Here is a 21752-nt window from a genome sequence, read left to right on the forward strand (position 1 = left end):
CTCAGGCCTCCAGCTTCTTGCCGGCGAACATCGTCAGCGCAACGAGCGCCAGCGAAACCAGCACCAGGAATACGGCCATCGCCGCCGCGAAGGGCATGTTGGACTGATAGAGCGCCTGGTCGGTGATCAGCACCGACAACGTCCAGTGGCTCGGTCGTCCCAGGATCTGCGGCAGCAGGTAGGAACCGAGGGCGAAGATGAAGGCCATGATCAGCGTGGCGACCAGCGTCGTCCGGAGCGCCGGCAGCACCACCGTGAAGAAGGCCTTGAGCGGCGAGGCACCCAGCGTGCGAGCCGCCTCGGTCAGCGTGGGGTCGAGCCGCACCATGGACGGGTAGAGCACCAGCACGGCATAAGGCATCGCCTGATAGACCATGCCGGTGAGCACGGCGCCGAAGCCCGGCACCAGCGCTTGCGGTGCCTCCATCAGACCGAGCCGGACGAGGAGGTTGGTGATGCCGGCGGTGCGCGACAATAGCGTCGACCAGGCGAAGCCGATGATCACTTCCGATAGCGACAGGATGGAGAGGAGCGCCACCAGCCAGAGCACCTGCGTGACGCGTCGGGACCGGGCGATCAGATAGGTGAAGGGCACGGCGATGATCAGCGACACCACCGCCACGGCGATGGCGAGATAGAGCGAGAAAACAAGGACATTGCCGAAGAACGGCGTCAGGAAACGGGCATAGTTGGCCAGCACGAAGTCCGGCACGTAAAAACCACCCTGCTGACGGCGAAAGAAGCTCACCGCCACCATGGTGCCGAAGGGCACGATGAAGAAGATGGTCAGCATCAGACCGGGAAAGATCACCGGCAGATGCTGGACAAGCCCACGGGCCGGTTCGCGTCTCATCTCGTGAGCACCACGGAACGGGCGGGATCGAGACGAAGCCCGACACGGTCGCCGACGGCGACCTCAGGCCGGGCGCGAGGACTGGTGACGGCGACCACCTGGGCCCCGTTGGCATCGAGGAAGAACTCGATGGCGCCGCCGAGATCACGCACGAAGGTGATCTTGGCCTCCGGCAGTTCCGAGGATGGCGCAGTCAGCTCGACATCCTCCGGCCGGACCGAAACCGTGGCCTTCGAGACACCATAGGGCAGTGGAACGGCGGTCGGACGGCCGAGCAGCATGGCACGGTCGCCATCCCGTGATATGTCGATCAGGTTGGTGGAGCCAATGAAATCGGCGACGAAGGTATCGGCGGGCTTTCTATAGATCTCGACCGGCGACGCCGCCTGACGGATTTCGCCGCCTTTCATGACGATCACCGTGTCGGCCATGGTCATCGCCTCGCGCTGGTCATGGGTGACGACGATGGTGGTGATGCCGAGCTGCTGCTGCAACTGGCGCAACTCGACCTGCATCGCCTCGCGAAGCTTGGCGTCCAGAGCCGACAGCGGCTCGTCGAGCAGGAACAGGCGCGGGCTGACGGCGAGCGCACGGGCGATGGCGACGCGCTGGCGCTGCCCGCCCGACAGTTTGGAAACGGCGCGGTCGGCATAGCCCGGCAGATGGACGAGCGCCAGCAACTCCTCGACGCGGCGGGCCTGCTCCTCCTTGGAAAGACCACGGATCCGGAGCGCATAGGCGATGTTGCCGCCGACGGTGAGGTGCGGGAACAGCGCCAGCGACTGGAACACCATGCCGAGGTTGCGCTTGTGGGTCGGCTGGCGGGTGATGTCCTCACCGTCGATGGAGATGGTGCCGGTCGTCGGCGCGTCGAGGCCGGCGATCATCCGGAGCAGCGTCGTCTTGCCGCAACCGGACGGTCCGAGCAGACAGACGAAGCGTCCGTTGGGCACCACGAGGTCGACGTCGTTCACGGCCTTGACCGGGCCGAAGTCCCGGCTGACGCCCTTGAGTACCAAACCCGACATGGAGATTTCCAAGCTGACTAGAAGAGAGGCGCCCCGCGCTATGGCGGGGCGCCGGACATGAAGGCGATCAGCTGACGATCAGCTCGGTCCACTTCTCGTTCAGCCAGTCGGCCTTCTCGACCTGCATGTCGTAGCGCGGGATGATCGGATCGATCTCCGACGAGGCGGCGGCGAACTCGGCATCCGTCAGGTCGGTCAGCGACCGCTTGACGGTGGGCGCGGTGCCGACCTTGCGCGTCACCAGCGCCTGGATCGACGGCTGGCTCATGAAGTCGATGAAGAGGTGCGCTTCCTCGACCTTCTTCGAGGCCTTGGACAGCGCCCAGCAACCGGAATCGAGAATGCCGCCCTCCTTGGGGAAGGTGGAGCGGACATGGAAGCCGTCGGCGATCGCGAGGCCTGTCACGTCATGATAATACTGGCCCATCGGGATCTCGCCCGACTTCAGCGCCTGCTCGAACTGCGCCTCGTCGCGATACCACAGGCGGACGTTGCCCTTGAGCTCCGCCAGCTTGTCGAACGCCTTGAGGATGCCCTCCTCGGTGTCGAGGGCGTTGGTGCCGCCGAAGAAGGTCTTGGCCGTCACCTCCAGCAGGAAGGAGTTGGAGACCAGCGCCATCAGGCCGAGCTTGTCGGCGTTGGAGGCGTCCCATAGGAAGGCCCAGGAGGTCGGCGCCTCCTTGTAGACGTCGGTGTTGGAGACCAGCGTCACATACCAGGCGACGGCGCCGATGCCGGCGATGCGGCCGTCAGGATACTTGTTGACGAAGGCGGGGATCAGGGCATCGATGTTCTTGATCTTGGCGGCATCGAGCGGCGCCCACAGTTCGGTCGCCTGCCCTTTCAGCATCGAGGTCTGCGAGATCATCGACACGTCGGCCGGTGCCTCGCCGGCGCTCGCGGCCTGCTGCAGTTGGACGAGCCAGGCTTCGCCGGTCGGCTCGGCCACCGATTCCACGGCGATGCCGGTCGCCTTGGTGAACTCGGGGAAGACGTTCTTGTCAAAGGAATCCTTGAAGTAACCGCCATAGGCACCAACCTTGAGCGTGCGGTCCTGCGCGCGCAGCACGTTGGGCATGGCGAGCATGGCGGCCCCGGTGGCACCGGCCGCGAGCAAGGCGCGGCGGCTGACGGATATGTCGGTGAGCTTGGTCATCTCAATGGTCCCCTTTGTCTGGCCGTTGCCGTGTTCGGCATGCGCGGCCGCTTCCCCTGGTTAATCTCTATTTACTCTTTTTCAGCGCCGGGCTGAACACCATCAGGCTCAGGATCTCGAACAACATTTGCGCAGCGATCTGGGCGGTGTTGGTGGTCGCGTCATATTGCGGGGCGACCTCGACGACGTCGCCGCCGACAAGGTTGAGCCCCTTGAGACCCCGGACGAGCGCCAGCGCCTCGCGGCTGGTGAGACCGCCCACCTCCGGTGTGCCGGTGCCCGGCGCGAAGGCCGGATCGAGGCTGTCGATGTCGAAGGAGAGGTAGGTCGGGCCGTCGCCGACCACCTGCCGCGCCTTGTCGATGATCGCGGCAATGCCAAGGCCGGAAATGTCCCTGGCGTCGATCACCGTCATGCCGCTGTCGAGCGAGAACTCCCAGAGATATTCCGACGAGCCGCGAATGCCGATCTGGATGGTACGGGTGGGATCGAGCACGCCATCGAGCACGGCGTTGCGGAAGGGCCCGCCGTGATGGAACTTGGTATCGTCAAAGGGCGCGCCGGTGTCGCAATGGGCATCGATGTGGACGAGGCCGACCGGACCTTTCGCTCCGACCGCCCTGAGTATGGGATGGGTAATGGAGTGATCACCGCCGACCGACAGCGGCAGCACGCCCGCCGCGACAATGGCGGCCACCGTCCGCTCGATGTCCTCATGGCTCTGTTCAAGACGGAAACGCCCCCGGAATGGTACGTCGCCGATATCAGCCACCGACATGTCATGCGTGGGAGCCGTATCCAGAACCTCGTTATAGGGCCCGATGCGCTCGATCGCCCTCAGCGCCCGCGGCCCGAAGCGCGAACCGGGCCGATTGGTGACGCCGAGGTCCAGGGGCATGCCGAGAAGGGCAACATCGAGGCCTGAGAAATCGGGGGCATTCCAATCGATGGGCCGGGCCGGTGCCGACAGCAAAGTGGGCATGCCCGCAAAGGGGGCAGCGCGTGTGCCGCCCTTGAAAATGCGAGCCGCGACGCGCGCGTAGCGGGGGTCGTAGGTCTCTCCCGGCTTGCCGGTATACCTCTCCCGCAGCGCCTTCAATCGCTCGGCATTCCAGACCATGGATGATCGGTCCCCTGACACGTCAGGTCGCGCTGCCCGCGTCCGTGACGGCTGATATGGCGCCGGCTATTCACCGAGCGCCTTCGCAGACTGCTCCCCGGAGCTTGGCTGCTCCTTGTCTGCCCAATCAAAAGGCAAATCCATTTGAAATGCAATTCACATTGATTTATCCAAGCATGTGAATTTTTCTCACAGACGGATCCGATGGGCGAACAGGGAATTCCCAGCCGGCTGCCGCCGCTCAACTCGTTGCGCGCCTTCGAGGCAACGGCCCGCCGCGGCTCGGTGTCAGCGGCGGCGCGCGAGCTCGGCGTCACCCACGGCGCCGTCAGCCATCAGATCAGGGCGCTCGAAGAGACATTGGGGTCGTCCCTGTTCGAGCGCGGTAGCCGCCGCATGCGACTGTCGGCGCAGGGTGCCTTGCTGCTGCCCGCCGTGACCCAGGCCTTCGGCGACATCGCGGCGGCAACGGCCCGCCTGCAGCGGCCGGAGGCGAGCGGCACGCTGACCATCATGTGCGTCGCCGGCCTGTTGTCCTTCTGGCTGCTGCCGCGCCTTCACGGCTTCACCGACGCCTATCCCGGCATCACACTGAATCTCTCGGCCGGCAACGACCCGGCGCGCGTCGGCGATCCGGAGGTCGACCTCGTCATTCTCTACGGTCGCGGCAGCGTCGACGGATGCTGGAGCCGGCTATGGAGTCCGCTCCGCCTGTTTCCGGTGGTTTCGCCAAGCCTGATCGCCAGCCGTCCGCTGCGTTCAGTGCGCGACCTTCGCCATCACACGCTGTTGCATGGCGACCGCGGCGACGAGTGGTCGACCTGGCTCACCGCCGCCGACGCCGCCGACCTGCCGCGCGGCCGCCAGCATTTCCTGGGCGATGCCCGCCTGTCCACCGAGGCCGCCGTCCATGGTCAGGGCGTCGCGGTGGGCGATACCATCACTGCTGCCCGGCTGATCGCCGACGGCGATCTCGTGGTGCCCTTCGATCTCTCGGTGGCGGCCAACGACAGCTTCTTTGTCGCCTGCCGCAGCGAGATGCGCTCGGCGCCGATCGTCAAGGCCTTCGTCGACTGGCTGTTCGCGACGCTCGACGACGGCGCCCTTCCCGAACCCAGGCTGTCGCCGCGATCGTCCACGCGACGACCCGCCAGCCCATCGCCCGATCCCTGACCCGCCGCCACAGGACCCCGGACATGCCGCGCCTCAATCCGCTCGTCACCGACCTTGCACCACCGCCCATTCCGTCCGTCCAGGCCTGGGCTCGCGCCTATGACGGCAGCTTCGGCCCGACGGTCGACCTATCGCAGGCCGTGCCGGGCTATCCGCCGCATCCCGAGTTGATCGCCCTGTTGCGGGCGGCGGCGACCAATCCGTCGACGGCCGCCTATGGCGCCATCGAAGGCGACCGTGCCCTGCGCGAGGCGCTCGCTGCCGATGAAAGCGCCCTTTATGGCGCGGCGATTGCCGCCGACAACATCCACATCACCGCCGGCTGCAACCAGGCCTTCATCTGCGCCGCGCTCGCCGTCGCCGAGCCCGGCAGCCGGGTGTTGCTGTCGAACCCATTCTATTTCAACCATGAAACGTCGCTACGCATGTTCGGCGTCGGCATCGGCCTCGTCGACTGCCCAGCAGAAGCCGGCTTCCTGCCTGACCTTGACGCGCTCGACGAGGCGATCACGCCCGACGTCCGGGCCTTCGCCATCGTCTCGCCCAACAACCCGACCGGCGCCGTCTATCCGCCTGACCTGCTCGCTGACCTGCTGGAACTCTGCCGGCGGCGCGGCATCTGGCTGATCCTCGACGAGACCTATCGCGATTTTCTGCCGGCCGAGGCGCGGCGGCCGCACGACCTCTTCCTGCGCTCCGGCTGGGGCGACGGGCTCATCTCGCTCTATTCCTTCTCGAAGAGCTTCTGCGTGCCCGGCTACCGGCTGGGCGCGGTGACGGCGAGCCCGGCCGTGGTGACCGAGATCGCCAAGATCATGGACAACTTGCAGATCTGTGCGCCGCGCGTCGGCCAGATCGCCATTGCCGAGGCTTTGCCGAGGCTCAGCTTCTGGCGGGAGGCCAACCGGGCGGAGATCACCCATCGCGCCAATGCGCTGAAGGCGGCCATCACCGAAGCGAACGGCTGGGAGATCGGCGCCGTCGGCGCCTACTTCGCTTTCGTGCGTCATCCGTTTGCCGGCGTAGCATCGGCGCGTGTCGCCGAGGATCTGGCCCGGCGAGCCGGCGTGATCACCGTTCCCGGCAGCTATTTCGGACCAGGGCAAGACGACTACCTGCGCTTTGCCTTTGCCAACGCGACGGCGGCTACCATCGGCCTCCTGCCGGGGCGTCTCGACCAGCTCCGGACGGTTGCCAACGCTTGATCACGCCGAGGGGCGCCACCAGGAGCCGCCGACCGGCAAGGCGACGAAGTCAGTGTCGGCGAGGCCGGCCGCAGCCCGCGCGGCGGCCAGCCGCAACGGCGGCTCGTCGAGCGCTTCGTCGGTGAGCTGGAAGCAGCCCCAGTGGATGGCGATGCTCCGCCGCGCCCCGACTTCCCGATGAGCGAGCACCGCCTCCTCGGGGTTCATGTGGTGCTCCTTCATGATGCGCCGCGGCTCGTAGGCGCCGATCGGCATCAGCGCCAGGTCGAACAAAGCGCCGTTGCGCTCGTGGGTCGCCAGGCGCTCACGCGTTTCGCGGAAATGCGCGCCATAGCCGCTGTCACCGGCAAAATAGCAGGAAAAGCCTTCGGAAAAGATGGCGAAGGCGCCCCACAGCATACGGTTGCGGTCGTTGAAGCTGCGCGCCGACCAGTGGCGGGCCGGCGTCAAGGTCAGCTCAAGGCCATGGTAGAGGTGGCTCTGCCACCAGTCGAGCTCGACGACGTTGGAAATACCCCAGCGCCTGAGCAACGCGCCGACACCCAGCGGGGCGACGAAGAGCGTGCGGCCACCGAAACGCTTGTTGATGCGGCGCACCGAGGCCCGGTCGAGATGATCGTAATGGCCGTGGGAAATGAGCACGACGTCGACCGGCGGCAACTCGTCGAGTGCGATGCCGGGCGGCACGAAACGCCTCGGACCGAGGAAGCTGAAGGGTGAGGCGCGTTCGCTGAAGACGGGATCGGTGAGCAGCGTCAGGCCGCCGATGCGGAGCAGAACGGTGGAATGGCCGATGAAGGTGGCCGAGGTTTCCGTTCCCATGATGCGGGCGAGATTGGGAGCCACCCTGGGCGTCGGGCTTGCCGGCGGGTACGGCTTGCCCTCACGGCGCGCCTCCCGCTTCCACGCCCATATGTCCCGAAGGGTGGCGCGGGCGGCTTCCAACTCCGGATCACGAAAGCCGTCCGGCGTATGGTGAGTCTTGGCGGGATCGTAATAGGGATTCATTGCCGCAGATCGCTCCAGTGCTCCAACGCGTCGGGTCAAGGCAATATGGCATCGCCGCGCGGAAATGCCATATGCATCGGGGGCTTGGGCGCCACACGATGGCGTGAGCGCTAGGCTGCGGCTGGCTCTTCAATCGGCAGATACGCAGCCCAGGCGACGAGCGCCGCCCTGCCGCCGTCGGTCAGGCGGTAGATGCCGCGCTCGACCCGCTCGAACCAGCCGTAGACATCAGCTTGCAGGATTTTCGCGGCGTCGGGCGCGACCGGCTTGAGATCGCGCGGCCTGAGTGGTCCGTCCCGCAGCGCACGGGCAACGGCGAGCGCCTGCTGACGGTAGGCGGTCATCTGCGGCAGCCGCGTCGAGCCACCCGCCATCGGGTCGCCCCGGCGGCGACGGAACTCCTCGACGATGCGCGAGCGGCGCCGGCCATCGCGGCGCGGCTTCCAGGGCGCCGGCTCGACGATCACCTCGATGAGGCCGGTGGCGGTGACGGCAATCAGGCCGAAGCCGAGAAAGCGGCAGAGTTTCCTGACGCGCGGGTCGCCCTCGCGGCCGCGGCCGCGCTTCGAGGCACCAACGGCGAGCCACACCTCATCGGCCGCCGCCGTGCGATCCACTGCCTGCAACACCAGCTCCAGGGTGAAGGCGCGCTTGAGCTCGCCGATCACCACCAGCTCGGGCTCGCCGTCCGAGAGGCCGACGAGATCACAGCCCTTCACCTCGCCCTTGACGGTCAGGCCAAGGCTTTCGAGGTGACGTTTGACGGGCAGGTAGAGGTCGGTTTCCACGCGACGGTTTCCGAACGGACGACTCAACAAGGGTAGAACGTCGCCCGCCACCGGTAAAGAAAGCGTGGGCTACACCGCTTCGCGCGTGAAGCCCTTGCTCGCCACCATCAACCGCCTTGTGTAATCGGAGACCATCCGGCTGCCGGCAAGATCGACCGAAGAGAGTGTTTCCACGATCTCGCCGCTCTTCATCACAGCAAGGCGGCTGCACATGTGAGTGACCACCCCGAGGTCATGGCTGACCATGACGTAGGTGAGGCCGTGGCGGCTGCGCACCTCCTCAAGGAGGTTCAGCACCTCGGCCTGAACGGAAGCATCTAGCGCCGAGGTGGGTTCGTCGAGCAGCAGGATCTCCGGTTCGACGATCAGCGCACGGGCTATGGCGACCCGCTGCCGCTGACCGCCGGACAGCTGGTGGGGATAACGGAACCGGAAGGACGGGCCGAGGCCAACCTCATCGAGCGCCTTGAGAATACGCTTGTCGCTGTCGCCGATGCCGTGGATGGCCAGCGGTTCCAGAAGCTGCCGGTCGACGGTCTGGCGCGGATGCAGCGAGGCATAGGGGTCTTGAAACACCATTTGCACGGCGCGGCGGAAGGCGCGGCTGCGCCTGTTGCCCGACAGCATCTCGCCGTTCACCTCGATGGTGCCGCCGCTGACCGGCGCGAGGCCCGCCACGGCGCGCAGCAGCGTCGACTTGCCCGAGCCGCTCTCGCCGACGAGGCCGAAGGATTCGCCCTTGTCCACCGAAATGCTCGCCGAGCTCAACGCCCTGAAGCCATCGAAAGTCACCGACAGGTTTTCGATGCGGATGGTCACGCCGCCCACTCCTTCTGTCGTTCGAGCACCGGCAGCGGGTGCCGGCTCTCGCCGATCTTCGGCGTGCAGTCGAGAAGGCCGCGCGTGTAGGGATGCGTGGCGCTGCCGAGATCGGCGGTGGCCAGTTCCTCGACGATGCGGCCGGCATACATCACCAGCACCCGGTCGCAGAAGGAGGAGACGAGGCGGAGGTCATGGCTGATGAAGACGAGGCCCATGCCCTTGTCCCGGACCAGCCGATCGAGAATGCCGAGCACCTCGAGCTGGACCGTGACGTCGAGCGCAGAGGTCGGCTCGTCGGCGATCAGCAGTTCCGGCCCGCAGACCAGCATCATGGCGATCATCGCCCGCTGGCCCATGCCGCCCGATACCTCATGCGGATAGAGGCCGAACACGCGCTCGGGGTCGGCGATCTGCACCGCCTCCAGCATGTCCAAGGCGCGACGCTGCGCCTCGCGTTTGGTGACATTCTCGTGATGGCGCAGCGTCTCGGTGATCTGGCGACCGATGGTCATCACCGGATTGAGCGAAAACTTCGGGTCCTGCAGGATCATCGCCATCCGGCTGCCGCGCATGTCGCGCCAGGTGGCCGGACCGGCCTTGAGGAGATCGATGCCGGAGAATGACAGCGCGTCGGCCTTGACGATACCGGGCGGCGGCGTCAGGCCCATGATGGCGCGGCCGGTCTGCGACTTTCCCGAACCACTCTCGCCAACGATGCCGAGCCGCTCGCGGCCGAGGTCGAAGGAGATGCCGCGCACCGCCTCGACGAGGCCGGTGCGGGTGGGATAGGTGACCGACAGGTTGCGGACGGTGAGAAGCGGCATCATCGGCCGGACTCCCGCGGATCGAGGGCGTCGCGCAGGCCGTCGCCCAAAAGGTTGAAGCCGAGGCTGACGATGAGGATGGCGATGCCGGGCATGGTCGCCACCCACCACTGGTCGAGGATGAAGCGGCGGCCCGAGGCGATCATGGTCCCCCATTCGGGCAGCGGCGGCTGGGCGCCGAGCCCCAGGAAGCCGAGGCCGGCCGCCGTCAGGATGATGCCGGCCATGTCGAGCGTGACACGGACGATCAGCGAGGACAGGCACATCGGCATGATGTGGCGGATGACGATGCGCGCCGGCGAGGCGCCCATCAGGCGAACGGCGGCGATATAGTCGGAGTTTCTGACGCCCAGCGTCTCGGCGCGGGCAAGACGAGCATAAGGCGGCCAGGAGGTGAGCGCGATGGCGATCACCGCGTTCTCGATGCCAGGACCCAGTGCCGCCACGAAAGCCAGCGCCAGGATCAGTTTCGGAAAGGCGAGGAAGATGTCGGTGATGCGCATCAGAACCGCATCGACATAGCCACCGGCAAAGCCGGAGACGGTGCCGATCAACAGGCCGACCGGCGCGGCAATGATGGCGACCAGCGCCACCACGGCCAGCGTGATGCGCGAACCGACCAGCAGACGGGACAGGATGTCGCGGCCCTGATCGTCGGTGCCGAGCAGGAAATCCGGCGATCCCGGCGGCAGGAGGCGGGCGCCGGCCAGATTGCCTGTGGTGGCCGAATGGGGTGCCAAGAGATCGGCGAAAATGGCGACCAGCACGAGGGCGAGGATGATAAGAAGGCCGGTAACGGCAAGCCGGTTCTCGGAAAAGCGCCGCCAGGTGACATAGGCGCGGCCGAGGCTGGCCTGCCGGCGGGAGTGCGGCTCGGCGGTGAGCAGCCAGTCGCGCCAACTGATCGGCGCCGGAGACGAGGGATCGGTCATTTTGCGCGCGTCCTCGGGTCGAGCAGCCGGTAGAGCAGATCGGACAGCATGTTGATGGTGATGAACACGGAACCGATGACGATGGTGCCGCCGAGCACGGCATTCATGTCGGCATTCTGCAGGGAGTTGGTGATGTAGAGGCCGATGCCGGGCCAGGAGAACACCGTCTCCGTCAGCACAGACCCTTCGAGGAGGCCGGCATAGGACAGCGCGATGACGGTGACGAGCGGCACGGCGGCATTGCGCAGCGCGTGGAACCAGATGATCCGGCGTTCGCTGAGCCCCTTGGCCCGCGCGGCGACGATGTATTCCTGCCCGAGCTCGTTCAGCATGAACGACCGCGTCATGCGGCTGATGTAGGCGAGCGAGAAATAGCCGAGCAGCGTGCCGGGCAGGATGATGTGCCGGAAGGCATCCCAGAGAACGTCCCACTGCCGGGTCCAGGCGGCATCGACGAGATAGAGGCCGGTGATGGGCGTGAAGGTATACTCATAGGCGACGTCGAGACGACCGGGATAGGCGACCCACTTCAGCTTCGCGTAGAACAGCAGCAGCGACAGCAGGCCCAGCCAGAAGATCGGCACGGAGTAGCCGATGAGCCCAACGATGCGGACGATCTGATCGGCGATCGAACCGCGCCGGACGGCGGCGACGACGCCGAGCGGTACGCCGAGCCCCGCCCCGATCAGCGTGCCGACGGTGGCGAGCTCCAGCGTCGCCGGAAAGACCCTGACGATGTCGGTCATGACCGGGTTGGTCGTCAGGACAGAGGTGCCGAAGTCACCGGTCAGGGCTTGGCGGAGATAGATGAGGAACTGCTGCCAGAGAGGCAGGTTGAAGCCCATTTCCTCACGGATGCGCTCGACGACGGCGGTCGGCGCGCGATCGCCGACGATGGCCAGCACCGGATCGATCGGCACCACACGGCCGATGAAGAAGGTGACGGCGAGAAGGCCGAGATAGGTGGTCGCCAGCATGACGACGAACCGGCCGACATTGATCAGGATGCCGCGGCTGCGCCGCAGCCCGGCGGTTCGCTTGGCACTTGGATGGGACACGGGACAGACCGCTCCTCATGGACAAGGATTGAAGGCGCTCCGCCCCCTCGAAGAGGAGGAGGCGGAGCTCAAGGTCATTCCTTGGAGATGGAAGCGACGAGATTCGTGTCGTAGGACGGCCCGAGCTTGAAGCCCTTCAGCTTGGCCGTGTAGGCGGCGACCTCGATCTGCTGGTAGATCACAACGAAGGGTCCGCTCTCCAGCACCTTCCGCTGCAGATTCTCGTACATGGCGGCACGCTTGGCCGCGTCCTTCTCGAGAAGGGCGGCCTTGGTCTCGGCGTCGAGCTCCTTCGGGTCCCAGGCATTGCGCCAGGCAAGCGTCTTCACCTTGCCCTCGTCGGAGTTGTCCGGGTTGGCGGTGAACGTCTCGGCATTGGAGTTAGGGTCGAAATAGTCCGAGCCCCACTGGCCGATGTACATGTCATGCTGACGGGCGCGATACTTGGTCAGCGTCTGCTTGCCGTCGCCGGGGATGATTTCCAGCTTGACGCCCGCCTGACCGAGCGTCTGCTGGAAGTTTTCGGCAATGCCGGTTACCGGCTGGGTGTTGCGGGTGTCCATGGTGACGGTGAAGCCGTCGGCGAGACCGGCCTTGGCGAGCAGTTCCTTGGCTTTCGCCACGTCGAACTTGTAGGGCTTGTCGTCGATGGCGCCGAGCTGACCTTTCGGCAGGAAGGACTGGTGGATTTCGCCGATGCCCTTGATCAGGGTGGCGCCGATGCCATCGTAGTCGACGAGGTACTTGAAGGCTTGGATGACCTCCGGCTTGGCGAGGTTCGGGTTCTTCTGGTTGAGCGAGATGTAGTAGACGGTGCCCTTTGGCGCCGAGATGGTATCGAGATCGGGGTTGGCGGCGGCCGCATCGAAATCGCCCGGTTCGAGGTTGCGGGCGATATCGATATCCCCGTTCTCAAGGGCGAGGCGCTGGCCGGCGCTTTCCTTCATGTGGCGGTAGATCACCCGCTTCAGTTTGGCGAGCTCTCCGAAATAATTGTCGTTGCGTTCGAGGACGACGGCTTCGTTGGCCTTCCAGGTCACGACCTTGAACGGGCCGGAGCCAGCCGAGTTGGTCTTCAGCCAGTCGTTGCCGAAGTCGGTGTCCCACTTGTACTCCTCGGACGGCGTCACCGCCTTGGCGTGCTCCATGACGAGTTTCTTGTCGAGCACGGAACCGGCTGTCGACGAGAGAACGTTGAGCACAAAGGAGGTCGCGTAGGGCTTGTCGACGGTGAAGCTGACGGTGAGCGGATCGACCGCCTTGACCTTCTCCGTCACGTTGTCGCCGTTAAGGCCGAACTGTCCAAACAGGAAGGCCGGACTCTTGTCCATCTTGATCAGGCGCTCGACCGAGAAGGCAACGTCCTCGGCGGTGACCGGGTTGCCCGAGGCGAATTTCAGATCGGGCTTCAGTTTGAAAGTGTAGGTGAGGCCATCATCGGAGACGGTCCAGCTTTCAGCAACGTCGCCCTTCACCTTGGTGGTGTCGTCGAGATCGAGGCGGACGAGCAGCGAATAGGTGTTGCCGGTAACCTCGGCCGCGGACAGCTCGAAGGCCTCGCCGGGATCTAGGGAAATGATGTCGTCGATGGCAAAGCCCTCGACCAGGGTATCGGCGGGCGTGACGGCAAAGGACGGGCCGCCGCTGGCAATGAGGACGGCCATCGCGGCTCCGGCCGACAGATATCGCAAATGTTTCATCAGGAAAGGCATGTTCATCTCAAGATTCCCCTTTTGATAGTCCCGGTGGTTTCTCCACCTTGGTCGTCCGGCGCCCCCAAAAGAAGGCCGCTGAGCCGTCGCTTGACCAGCATATCCCTGCCGGCAATGGAGCGCGAGCACTGGCGCGATCCCGGCAATCGAACAGCGGCAACTCTTCCGACAGGACGGGGACGTTGTTTCGGAAGGGAAAGTGGTAAATGTCGGCCAGCCAGTGGTCAACAGGCAGGCACGCCCAATGTGTATGCAACCTTGGGCGGATGCCTAGACAAGAAGGCTCTCGATTCGCTCGGCAATGGCGTCGGTGTCGTTGGCGCCGATCACCTCGGCCACCTTCGCCTTGACCCCATCCGGGGCGTTGTCCATGGCGATGCCGAGACCGACTCCCGTCAGCATGGCAAGATCGTTGAAGTTGTCGCCGAAAGCGACGATATCGGCCGGATCGATGCCGCGCTCGGCGGCCCAGGCGAGAAGGCGGCTACCCTTGCTGCAGCCGGCCGGCATGACGTCGATACGGTCATGCCAGGAGTATTCGACGCCATAGGCCGGCATGGTCTCCGCCTCCGCATACCAGCCGGCAAGGCGACCGGCGTCGGGATGCGTGACGACGAACTTCCAGACATCCGGCTTGGTTTCGAGCACCGCCTCCACTGACGCGACCTGCCGAAGTTCAGGTTTTGGTCGCGTGGAAAGGCCATCGATCCAGGCGCCGAGCTTTCGAAGGTGCGGCGTCAGCACCTCGTAGAGCATGACATCATCGAGATAGACCAGCATGTCGACGCCGTGCTGGCGGCAGGAGGCGACGAGGCGTCGCGCGTCGGCGGGATCGAAGGGCGCGCCGCTTACCATGCGCTCCGTCGGAAAATCGTAGACATAGGTGCCGTTGCAGCAGATGGCCGGCCCCGACAGCCGGAGTTCCTCGAAATACGGTCGGGTGACCGAGTGATGACGACCGGTGACCAGCACCACCTCGAGCCCGCGCGCCCTGGCAGTTCCAAGCGCGGCGATCGTGCTCGGCCGAATGCGCCCTTCCGGATCGAGGAGCGTGCCGTCGAGGTCGAGGGCGATCATCCGGTAGGGCATGTCGTTCTCCAAGTCGCGCCGGTGCGAGCCGCCACGGAAGGCAGCGCCTCTCAAGGCGCGGGCATTTGGCCGGCCTAGCCGACGCAGCCTAACCTGTCGATCCGTAGTCGCGCCAGCCAGCCGGGTTGTTCGTAGCCGCGCTGACTTCGACCAACGGACCGAACCGTATGACAGTTTGGCGTAGACTCTATCAGCATCGGTGATATGAAAGGGCAACTGCCTGCCCTCGAGTGATCCCATTGAACAGAAACTTCCTTACGCTGCATGCCGCCGACAGCCACGCCACGCTCAAGGGCATATCCTCGCCGACTCGTCTCGACATCCTGCGCCTCCTGCATGGCAAAGGACCGATGAACGTCAATGAAATCAGCGCGGCACTATCCTTGCCGCAATCGACCGTCGCTATGTCCGTGCAGGCGCTCGAAGAAGCCGAGCTGATCGAAACCAAAACGGTCAAGGCCAAGAAAGGGCATCAGAAGATCTGTTCGGCGCGTTACGACGAGATCGTTATCCGTTTCGATGATACGGCCGACTTGCCGCGTGACGAGACGATCGAAGTGTCGATGCCGATCGGCCTCTATACCAGTTGCGACGTGCGTGCGCCCTGCGGCCTCTGCTCGGGCGACGGCGTGATCGGGCTTCTCGACGTGCCAAACTTCTTTCTCGACCCCAACCGCATGCAGGCGGGCCTGTTGTGGTTCGGGCGCGGCTATGTCGAGTATAAATTTCCCAACAATGCCAAGATATTGAATGAGGATATCAGTGCCGTCGAGTTCTCGATGGAACTGTCGTCGGAGGTGCCGGGCACCAATGCTGACTGGCCGTCCGACATCACGCTCTGGGTCAACAACGTGTCGGTCGGCACATGGACGTCGCCGGGCGACTACGGCGACAAGCGCGGGGTCTATACGCCACGCTGGTGGAAGCTCGAGGGGTCGCAATACGGCAAGCTCAAGACCTGGACCGTCTCGACGCGCGGCACGTTCATCGACGGTATCAAGATTTCCGATGTGACCTTGCGCGATCTCGATCTCGACAATCATCACTCCATTCGCCTGCGTATCGGCATTTCCGACGAAGCGAAACATCCTGGCGGCATCAACATTTTCGGCCGAGGCTTCGGGAATTACGACCAGGATATCATCATGCGCCTGTACAGATCCGCGCAGTAGCCGGCTTTTCTTGATAACTGACGGATATCTTTGACGCGATGCGCGAGCGTGCAACGCGATCGCATGATTTTCTTTAGCTCTCGATCGGAACACACTTTTTCGGCGGCATCACCGACGCGGCGTCAGCCTTTGGTCGTGGAACCCGACCGGCTGATTGACAACCCCAATGGTGCGAAACATACTCCACGTTATGTATCATAAAAAATAATATACATGGGGACAGCGAGGGCCAACGTGAAAGCGAATGTGACCATCCACCGGGATTTCACGATTTCCCAGGTCGACGACCGCGTCTACAGCTCCTTCCTGGAGCATCTGGGACGCGCCATCTACACCGGCATTTACGAGCCTGGACATCCGACGGCCGATGCCGACGGCTTCCGCGGCGACGTGCTGGACCTCGTCCGGGCCACCAAGACCCCTTATGTCCGCTACCCCGGCGGCAACTTCGTCTCGGCGTATAATTGGGAAGACGGCGTCGGCCCGCGGGAAAGCCGTCCGACGCGCCTCGACCTCGCCTGGCGCACCCGCGACAACAACCACATCGGCGTCAACGAGTTCGTCGACTGGTGCAAGAAGGCCGGCACCAAGCCGATGCTGGCCGTCAACTTGGGATCGCGCGGTCTCGACGCGGCTCGTAACTTCATCGAGTACTGCAATCATCCCGGCGGCTCCTACTGGAGCGACCTGCGCCGCCAGCATGGCTGGAAGGACCCGCATAACGTCAAGCTCTGGTGCCTCGGCAACGAGATGGACGGCCCCTGGCAAGTCGGACACAAGTCGGCCGACGAGTACGGCAAGCTGGCCAACGAGACGGGCAAGGCGATGCGCCTGTTCGACAAATCCGTTGAGCTTGTGGTCTGCGGCTCGTCGCACTCCAACATGCCGACCTTTCCAGATTGGGAGGCGACCGTTCTCGACCACACCTACGACGTGATCGACCACCTGTCGCTGCACATGTATTTTGCCAACAAGGAACACAACACGCTGAACTATCTTGCCAAGACCGAAACGCTCGACCGGTATATCCAGACGGTCTCGGGCGTCATCGATTACGTCAAGGCGAAGAAGCGTTCCAAGAAGAACGTCACCATTTCCTTCGACGAGTGGAACGTCTGGTATCATAGCCACGAGCAGGACAAGAAGATCCTCGAAGGCGACGACTGGCCGGATGCGCCGCATCTCCTGGAAGACATCTACAATTTCGAGGACGTGCTGCAGGTGGGCGGCGTGCTCAACACCTTCATCCGCCGCGCCGACCGGGTGAAGATCGCCTGCATCGCCCAACTGGTCAACGTCATCGCCCCGATCATGACGGAAACAGGCGGCCCCGCCTGGAAGCAGACCATCTACTATCCGTTCCTGTTCGCCTCGCTCTACGGACGCGGCACCTCGCTGCGCGCCGTCGTCGACGGACCGACCTATGATGCCGACATCGCTAACGATGTGCCTTATCTCGACGTGTCGGTGGTGCGCTCGACCGGCGGCGATGCCCTCACCTTCTTCGTGGTCAACCGGCACCTCACCGAGACGCTCGACCTTACCTCGGCGCTCAACGGCTTCCCGGCGGCGCGCGTCGTCGAGCACATTCAGATGACCCACCCTGACCTCAACGCCGTCAACTCCGCCGCCAACCCGGACAACGTGGTGCCGAAGACGGTGGGAGGGACGGTCGTGGAGGACGGGGCGCTCCTAAGCAAGCTGCCGCCGCTTTCCTACAACGTCATCCGCCTCGCAGTTTGAACCGACCGGCCGCCTTCGGAGGAAAAGCGGCCGGTGTTTGTCATTCCGGCGCGGTGCCGCGCCCGCCGGACAACGGAAGGAGGACAGAAGAATCCCGTCGGTCTGGAGGACACGGTCTGTCGCCCGTTCGGGGCGCGCCGTGCAACATGGACATTCTTGAGGGAGGATACCGCATGAGACTATGGAGAAAATTTCTTGCCGGAGCCGCACTCGTGGTTCTGGCCAGCACGGCCCAGGCGCAGGACATTTCCAACCTGCCGCGGAAGGAGACCGTGATCATCGAAAACCCGGAGGGCACCGTCAAGAATCCGGGTTGGTTCAACATCTGGGTGAACGGCGGCGGCGGTCTTTCGACCGGCCTGCAGCAGCTGACGATGGACACCCTCTGGTACATCGACCCGGACCAGGGCATCAACGGTCCCTGGTACAACTCGCTGGCCGCCGAAAAGCCGATCTACAACGCCGACTTCAGCGAGATGACGGTGAAGCTCCGCAAGGGCATGTACTGGAGCGACGGCGTCGAGTTCACGGCTGATGATGTCGTCTACACCGTCCAGACCCAGATCGACCATCCGGGCATGGTATGGAGTCCGCTCCTTGCCGTCAGCGTCGACAGCGTCAAGGCGACCGATCCCTACACCGTCGTCTTCAAGCTGAAGAAGCCGAACTCGCGCTTCCACGCCCTGTTCACGGTGCGTTGGAACGCCATCTGGATCATGCCCAAGCACGTGTTCGAGAAGGTTGAGGACCCGCTGAAGTACGACTTCGCCAATCCGATCTCGATCAGCGCCTACAAGCTCAAGAACTATGATCCGCAGGGCAAGTGGTACATCTGGGAAAAGCGTGAGGACTGGCAGCGGACACCGCTCGGCCTGCTTGGCGAGCCCGGTCCGAAATACGCCGCCTACGTGGACGGCGGCCCGCCGGACAAGAAGACCATCGCGCAGTTGAAGCACGAGCTCGACATCATCCACGACAACACGCCGGAAGGCATGTTCACGCTCGTGGAACAGTCGAAGTCGCTGGCCACCTGGTTCAAGGGCTTCCCCTATGCGCACCCCGATCCGACCCTGCCGGCCGTGATCTTCAACACGCAGAAGGCACCCTTCGACAACGCCGATGTACGCTGGGCGCTCGCTCTGCTGATCGACATCAAGGCCGTCGACCTCGCGAGCTATCGCGGCGCGGCGACCCTGTCGGCCGTCGGCGTGCCGCCGACCGGCGTGGCGATGCCGACCTATCAGGCACCGATGCACGAGTGGCTGAAGACCTTCGAACTCGACACGGGCAAGAGCAAGATCAAGCCCTATGATCCGACGATCCCGACCCAGATCGCCGACATGCTGCGCAAGCAGCCGAAGTTCAAGGACCAGATCCCGACCGACCCGACGGCCATCTCCAACCAGTTCGGCTACGGCTGGTGGAAGCCTGATCCGAAGGCGGCCGGCGAACTGCTCGAGAGGGCCGGCTTCAAGAAGGCCGGCGATCAGTGGATGCAGCCGGACGGCCAGCCCTTCCGGATCCGCCTGACCGTCGAAGGCGACTCGCGCTCGGTGTTCACCCGTGCGGGCACGCTGATTACCCAGCAGTGGAAGCAGTTCGGCATCGACGCGAAGGCGGAGCCGACGACCAACCCCTGGCAGCCGATGCAGGCCGGCGACTTCGATGCCGCCATCGCCTGGAGCGTCGAGACCTGGGGCGGCGACGCTGACCTGTCGTTCTTCCTGGACAGCTGGCACTCCAGCTTCGTGGCCAAACCTGGAGAAGTCCAGCCGGCCCGCAACTGGCAGCGCTGGTCCAGCCCGGAACTCGACAAGATCATCGAGGGCATTCGTGGGATCAGCTTCGACGATCCCAAGGGCGTGGACTACGGCATGGAGTATCTGAAGCTGGTGGTGAAGGAAATGCCCACCATTCCGATGATGTCCTACAACGTGTTCGCCTCGATGGACACCACCTATTGGACCGGTTACCCGACCTTCCCGGACGATCCCTACACCGATCCGGTTCCGAACTGGGGCAACTCGCGTCTGATGATGGTCAAGCTCCGGCCGACGCAACCCTGACGACGGCGGCGCGCCCTACCTCCTCCGGGGCGCGCCGACCCTTCTTCAAGGTCCGCGCGGACTTCGGCCCGTGCGGGCTTTACAGAACGGTTTGCCGGCTTCACCGGCACTGGAAGCGGAGCTAGGGATCTCGTGGCAGCCTACATGATCTTTGTCGCGCGCCGGTTCGCCCAGCTGCTGCTGGTCGTCTTCCTGGGCATTTCCGCGACCTTCTTCATCACCCACATGACCCCGGTCGATCCTGTTACCGAATCGGTCACCGCCATCACAAACTTCGGCAAATCGGACCCCGAAGCGATCGAGTTGATGCGAAAGACGCTGACCGAGCTCTACGGGCTCGAGGGCAATCTCTTCGAGCAGTATGTCACCTTCTGGTCCCGCCTCGTCCGTGGCGACTTCGGCCCGTCGTTGTCGGCCTTCCCGACACCGGTTTCCCAGATCATCTTCCGCGCCCTGCCCTGGACCGTCGGACTGATGATCTCGGCTACGCTGATCTCCTTCACGATCGGCAACACGCTCGGCGCGCTCGCCGGCTACTACCGCAAGAGCCGCATCCTGAAGATCATCAGCCTCGGCCTGATCGGCCTGCAGCCGATCCCCTATTATGTGTTGGCCTTCATCCTGCTGATCCTGTTCGGCTTCGTCTGGCCGGTGCTGCCGATCACCGGCGGCTATGAAATGAACGCCGACCTCAACCTGTCCTTCGCCCTCGTCCTCGACATCATCCGCCACTCGATCCTGCCCGCGATGGCGCTGGTCCTGGTCGGCGCCGGGTCCTGGCTGACGGGCATGCGGGCGCTGACCTCCAACATCGTCACCGAGGACTACGTTACCTTCGCCGAACTCGGCGGCGTCGGCTCCACCCGTATTCTCCGCTCCTACGTGGTGCGCAACGCCATGGTGCCGCAGCTCACCGGCCTCGCCATGTCGCTCGGCGCCATCTTCAACGGCACGGTGATCACCGAGATCGTGTTCGGCTATCCCGGCATCGGCACGCTGCTGATCAATGCCGTGCATGCGGGCGACTACAGCCTGGTGCTCGGCCTTGCGTCGCTCTCGATCATCGGTGTCGCCATCGCGGTGTTCCTGATCGACATCCTCAGCCCGCTGCTCGACCCGCGCATCAAGGCGGAGTGATGGCCATGTTTACGATCGTCCGCGACCTCATCCGCTACAACATCGAGTTTGCCGTCGGCTTTGCGATCCTGCTGCTGTTGATCGGCGCCGTCATCCTGTCCTTTTTCTCACCCTATCCGGCCGCCGACATCTACGTGGTTGCGCCTGACATGCCGCCGGATGCCGAGTTCTGGCTCGGCACCACGTCGCGCGGCCAGGACAACTTCTGGCAACTGATGATCGCGCTCAGAAACACGCTCGCCTTCGGCCTCGGCGTCGCCTTCCTGTCGCGTATCCTTTCACTGGTGGTCGGGCTGACGGCCGGCTATGCCGGCGGCCGCGTGGACCGGGTGCTGATGGCGATCAATGACTCGGTCATGGTGATCCCGCATTTCCCGATCCTCGTGCTGTTCTATTTCGTGCTGAAGGACGACATGAACTGGCTGATGCTGGTGCTGATCCTATCGGCGCTTGGCTGGTCCTATGACGCCCGCCTGATCCGCTCGATCGCCATGAGTCTCAGGACACGGCCCTTCACCACGCAGAGCGTCTACTCGGGCATGAGCATGCGCAAGATCCTCGTCGAGGAGCATCTGCCCTATGTGATGCCGATCGTGTTCGCCACCACCATGAACAACATGATCTGGTCGATCGGCATGGAGATCACCCTGTCGGTGCTCGGCTTCACCGATGTGGACACCCCCACCATGGGCCAGATGATCTACTGGGCCAACTCGCACTCGGCGCTGATCTCGGGCATCTGGTGGTGGGTGGCGGCACCGGTGGTGGCCATCATCGTGCTGTTCATCGGCCTGTTCCTGCTCTCCATGTCGATGAACGAATACATCGATCCGCGAAGCCGCCTGAACCGGATGGGGAGTTGAGCC

General features: G+C 64.3%; 19 protein-coding genes. 7 read left to right on the plus strand and 12 right to left on the minus strand.

The features are described from left to right. Position 1 precedes the first annotated feature (1 nt). From CXZ10_RS09415 to speB, 4 genes are all read right to left on the minus strand, one after another. Positions 2-853: an ABC transporter permease gene (locus CXZ10_RS09415; protein WP_101288885.1), complete on the minus strand. Its 852-nt coding sequence runs from the start codon at positions 851-853 to the stop codon at positions 2-4. Then, on the minus strand, positions 850-1881 hold the full coding sequence (locus tag CXZ10_RS09420) for an ABC transporter ATP-binding protein (protein WP_101288886.1): 1032 nt from the start codon (positions 1879-1881) through the stop codon (positions 850-852). The genes CXZ10_RS09415 and CXZ10_RS09420 overlap by 4 nt, the downstream gene beginning before the upstream one ends. Before the next feature lie 67 nt (positions 1882-1948). After that, positions 1949-3037 (minus strand): ABC transporter substrate-binding protein, encoded by a 1089-nt coding sequence (locus CXZ10_RS09425; protein ID WP_101288887.1) that lies wholly within the window; start codon positions 3035-3037, stop codon positions 1949-1951. Positions 3038-3104: 67 nt separating this feature from the next. Further along, positions 3105-4157, minus strand: coding sequence for an agmatinase (gene speB / locus CXZ10_RS09430; RefSeq protein ID WP_101288888.1), 1053 nt, complete (start codon positions 4155-4157; stop codon positions 3105-3107). Positions 4158-4376: 219 nt separating this feature from the next. Here speB and CXZ10_RS09435 point away from each other — a divergent pair, with 219 nt between their 5' ends. Further along, on the plus strand, positions 4377-5330 hold the full coding sequence (locus tag CXZ10_RS09435; RefSeq protein ID WP_101289004.1) for a LysR substrate-binding domain-containing protein: 954 nt from the start codon (positions 4377-4379) through the stop codon (positions 5328-5330). 23 nt (positions 5331-5353) lie between these two features. Then, positions 5354-6535, plus strand: coding sequence for an aminotransferase (locus CXZ10_RS09440; protein ID WP_101288889.1), 1182 nt, complete (start codon positions 5354-5356; stop codon positions 6533-6535). Here CXZ10_RS09440 and CXZ10_RS09445 read toward each other — a convergent pair whose 3' ends face one another. From CXZ10_RS09445 to CXZ10_RS09480, 8 genes are all read right to left on the minus strand, one after another. Then, positions 6536-7543 carry an MBL fold metallo-hydrolase gene (locus CXZ10_RS09445; protein WP_101288890.1) on the minus strand — a complete coding sequence of 336 codons (1008 nt, stop codon included), beginning with the start codon at positions 7541-7543 and terminating at the stop codon, positions 6536-6538. Positions 7544-7653: 110 nt separating this feature from the next. Further along, the gene (locus CXZ10_RS09450; protein WP_101288891.1) at positions 7654-8331 is read right to left on the minus strand and encodes a DUF2161 domain-containing phosphodiesterase; all 678 of its coding nucleotides are present in this window, start codon (positions 8329-8331) and stop codon (positions 7654-7656) included. A 69-nt stretch (positions 8332-8400) separates the two neighbouring features. Next, on the minus strand, positions 8401-9150 hold the full coding sequence (locus CXZ10_RS09455) for an ABC transporter ATP-binding protein (RefSeq protein WP_244617263.1): 750 nt from the start codon (positions 9148-9150) through the stop codon (positions 8401-8403). Further along, positions 9147-9980, minus strand: coding sequence for an ABC transporter ATP-binding protein (locus CXZ10_RS09460; protein ID WP_101288893.1), 834 nt, complete (start codon positions 9978-9980; stop codon positions 9147-9149). The genes CXZ10_RS09455 and CXZ10_RS09460 overlap by 4 nt, the downstream gene beginning before the upstream one ends. Then, positions 9977-10909 (minus strand): ABC transporter permease, encoded by a 933-nt coding sequence (locus tag CXZ10_RS09465; protein WP_101288894.1) that lies wholly within the window; start codon positions 10907-10909, stop codon positions 9977-9979. Before CXZ10_RS09465 ends, CXZ10_RS09460 begins: the two co-directional genes overlap by 4 nt. Continuing rightward, positions 10906-11886, minus strand: coding sequence for an ABC transporter permease (locus CXZ10_RS09470; RefSeq protein WP_101289005.1), 981 nt, complete (start codon positions 11884-11886; stop codon positions 10906-10908). Before CXZ10_RS09470 ends, CXZ10_RS09465 begins: the two co-directional genes overlap by 4 nt. 155 nt (positions 11887-12041) lie before the next feature. Then, positions 12042-13679: an ABC transporter substrate-binding protein gene (locus CXZ10_RS09475; protein WP_101289006.1), complete on the minus strand. Its 1638-nt coding sequence runs from the start codon at positions 13677-13679 to the stop codon at positions 12042-12044. A gap of 270 nt (positions 13680-13949) precedes the next feature. Next, entirely contained in the window at positions 13950-14768 is an 819-nt protein-coding gene (locus CXZ10_RS09480; protein ID WP_180335927.1) for a pyridoxal phosphatase, read from the minus strand. A gap of 239 nt (positions 14769-15007) precedes the next feature. On the opposite strand from CXZ10_RS09480, the gene CXZ10_RS09485 reads away from it, so the two are divergent. The 5 genes from CXZ10_RS09485 (at position 15008) to CXZ10_RS09505 (ending at position 21749) form a co-directional block, all read left to right on the plus strand. Then, positions 15008-15940, plus strand: coding sequence for an ArsR/SmtB family transcription factor (locus tag CXZ10_RS09485; RefSeq protein ID WP_101288896.1), 933 nt, complete (start codon positions 15008-15010; stop codon positions 15938-15940). A 234-nt stretch (positions 15941-16174) separates the two neighbouring features. After that, positions 16175-17683: an arabinosylfuranosidase ArfA gene (gene arfA, locus CXZ10_RS09490; RefSeq protein ID WP_101288897.1), complete on the plus strand. Its 1509-nt coding sequence runs from the start codon at positions 16175-16177 to the stop codon at positions 17681-17683. Between the two features lie 173 nt (positions 17684-17856). Continuing rightward, complete coding sequence (locus tag CXZ10_RS09495) at positions 17857-19749, plus strand: ABC transporter substrate-binding protein (RefSeq protein ID WP_101288898.1); 1893 nt, start codon at positions 17857-17859, stop codon at positions 19747-19749. Between the two features lie 144 nt (positions 19750-19893). Next, the gene (locus tag CXZ10_RS09500; RefSeq protein WP_425298959.1) at positions 19894-20886 is read left to right on the plus strand and encodes an ABC transporter permease; all 993 of its coding nucleotides are present in this window, start codon (positions 19894-19896) and stop codon (positions 20884-20886) included. Between the two features lie 5 nt (positions 20887-20891). Then, complete coding sequence (locus CXZ10_RS09505; protein ID WP_101289007.1) at positions 20892-21749, plus strand: ABC transporter permease; 858 nt, start codon at positions 20892-20894, stop codon at positions 21747-21749. The last annotated feature ends 3 nt before the right edge of the window (positions 21750-21752 follow it).

The sequence above is a fragment of the Pleomorphomonas diazotrophica genome (assembly GCF_002844595.1).
GTDB lineage: Bacteria > Pseudomonadota > Alphaproteobacteria > Rhizobiales > Pleomorphomonadaceae > Pleomorphomonas > Pleomorphomonas diazotrophica.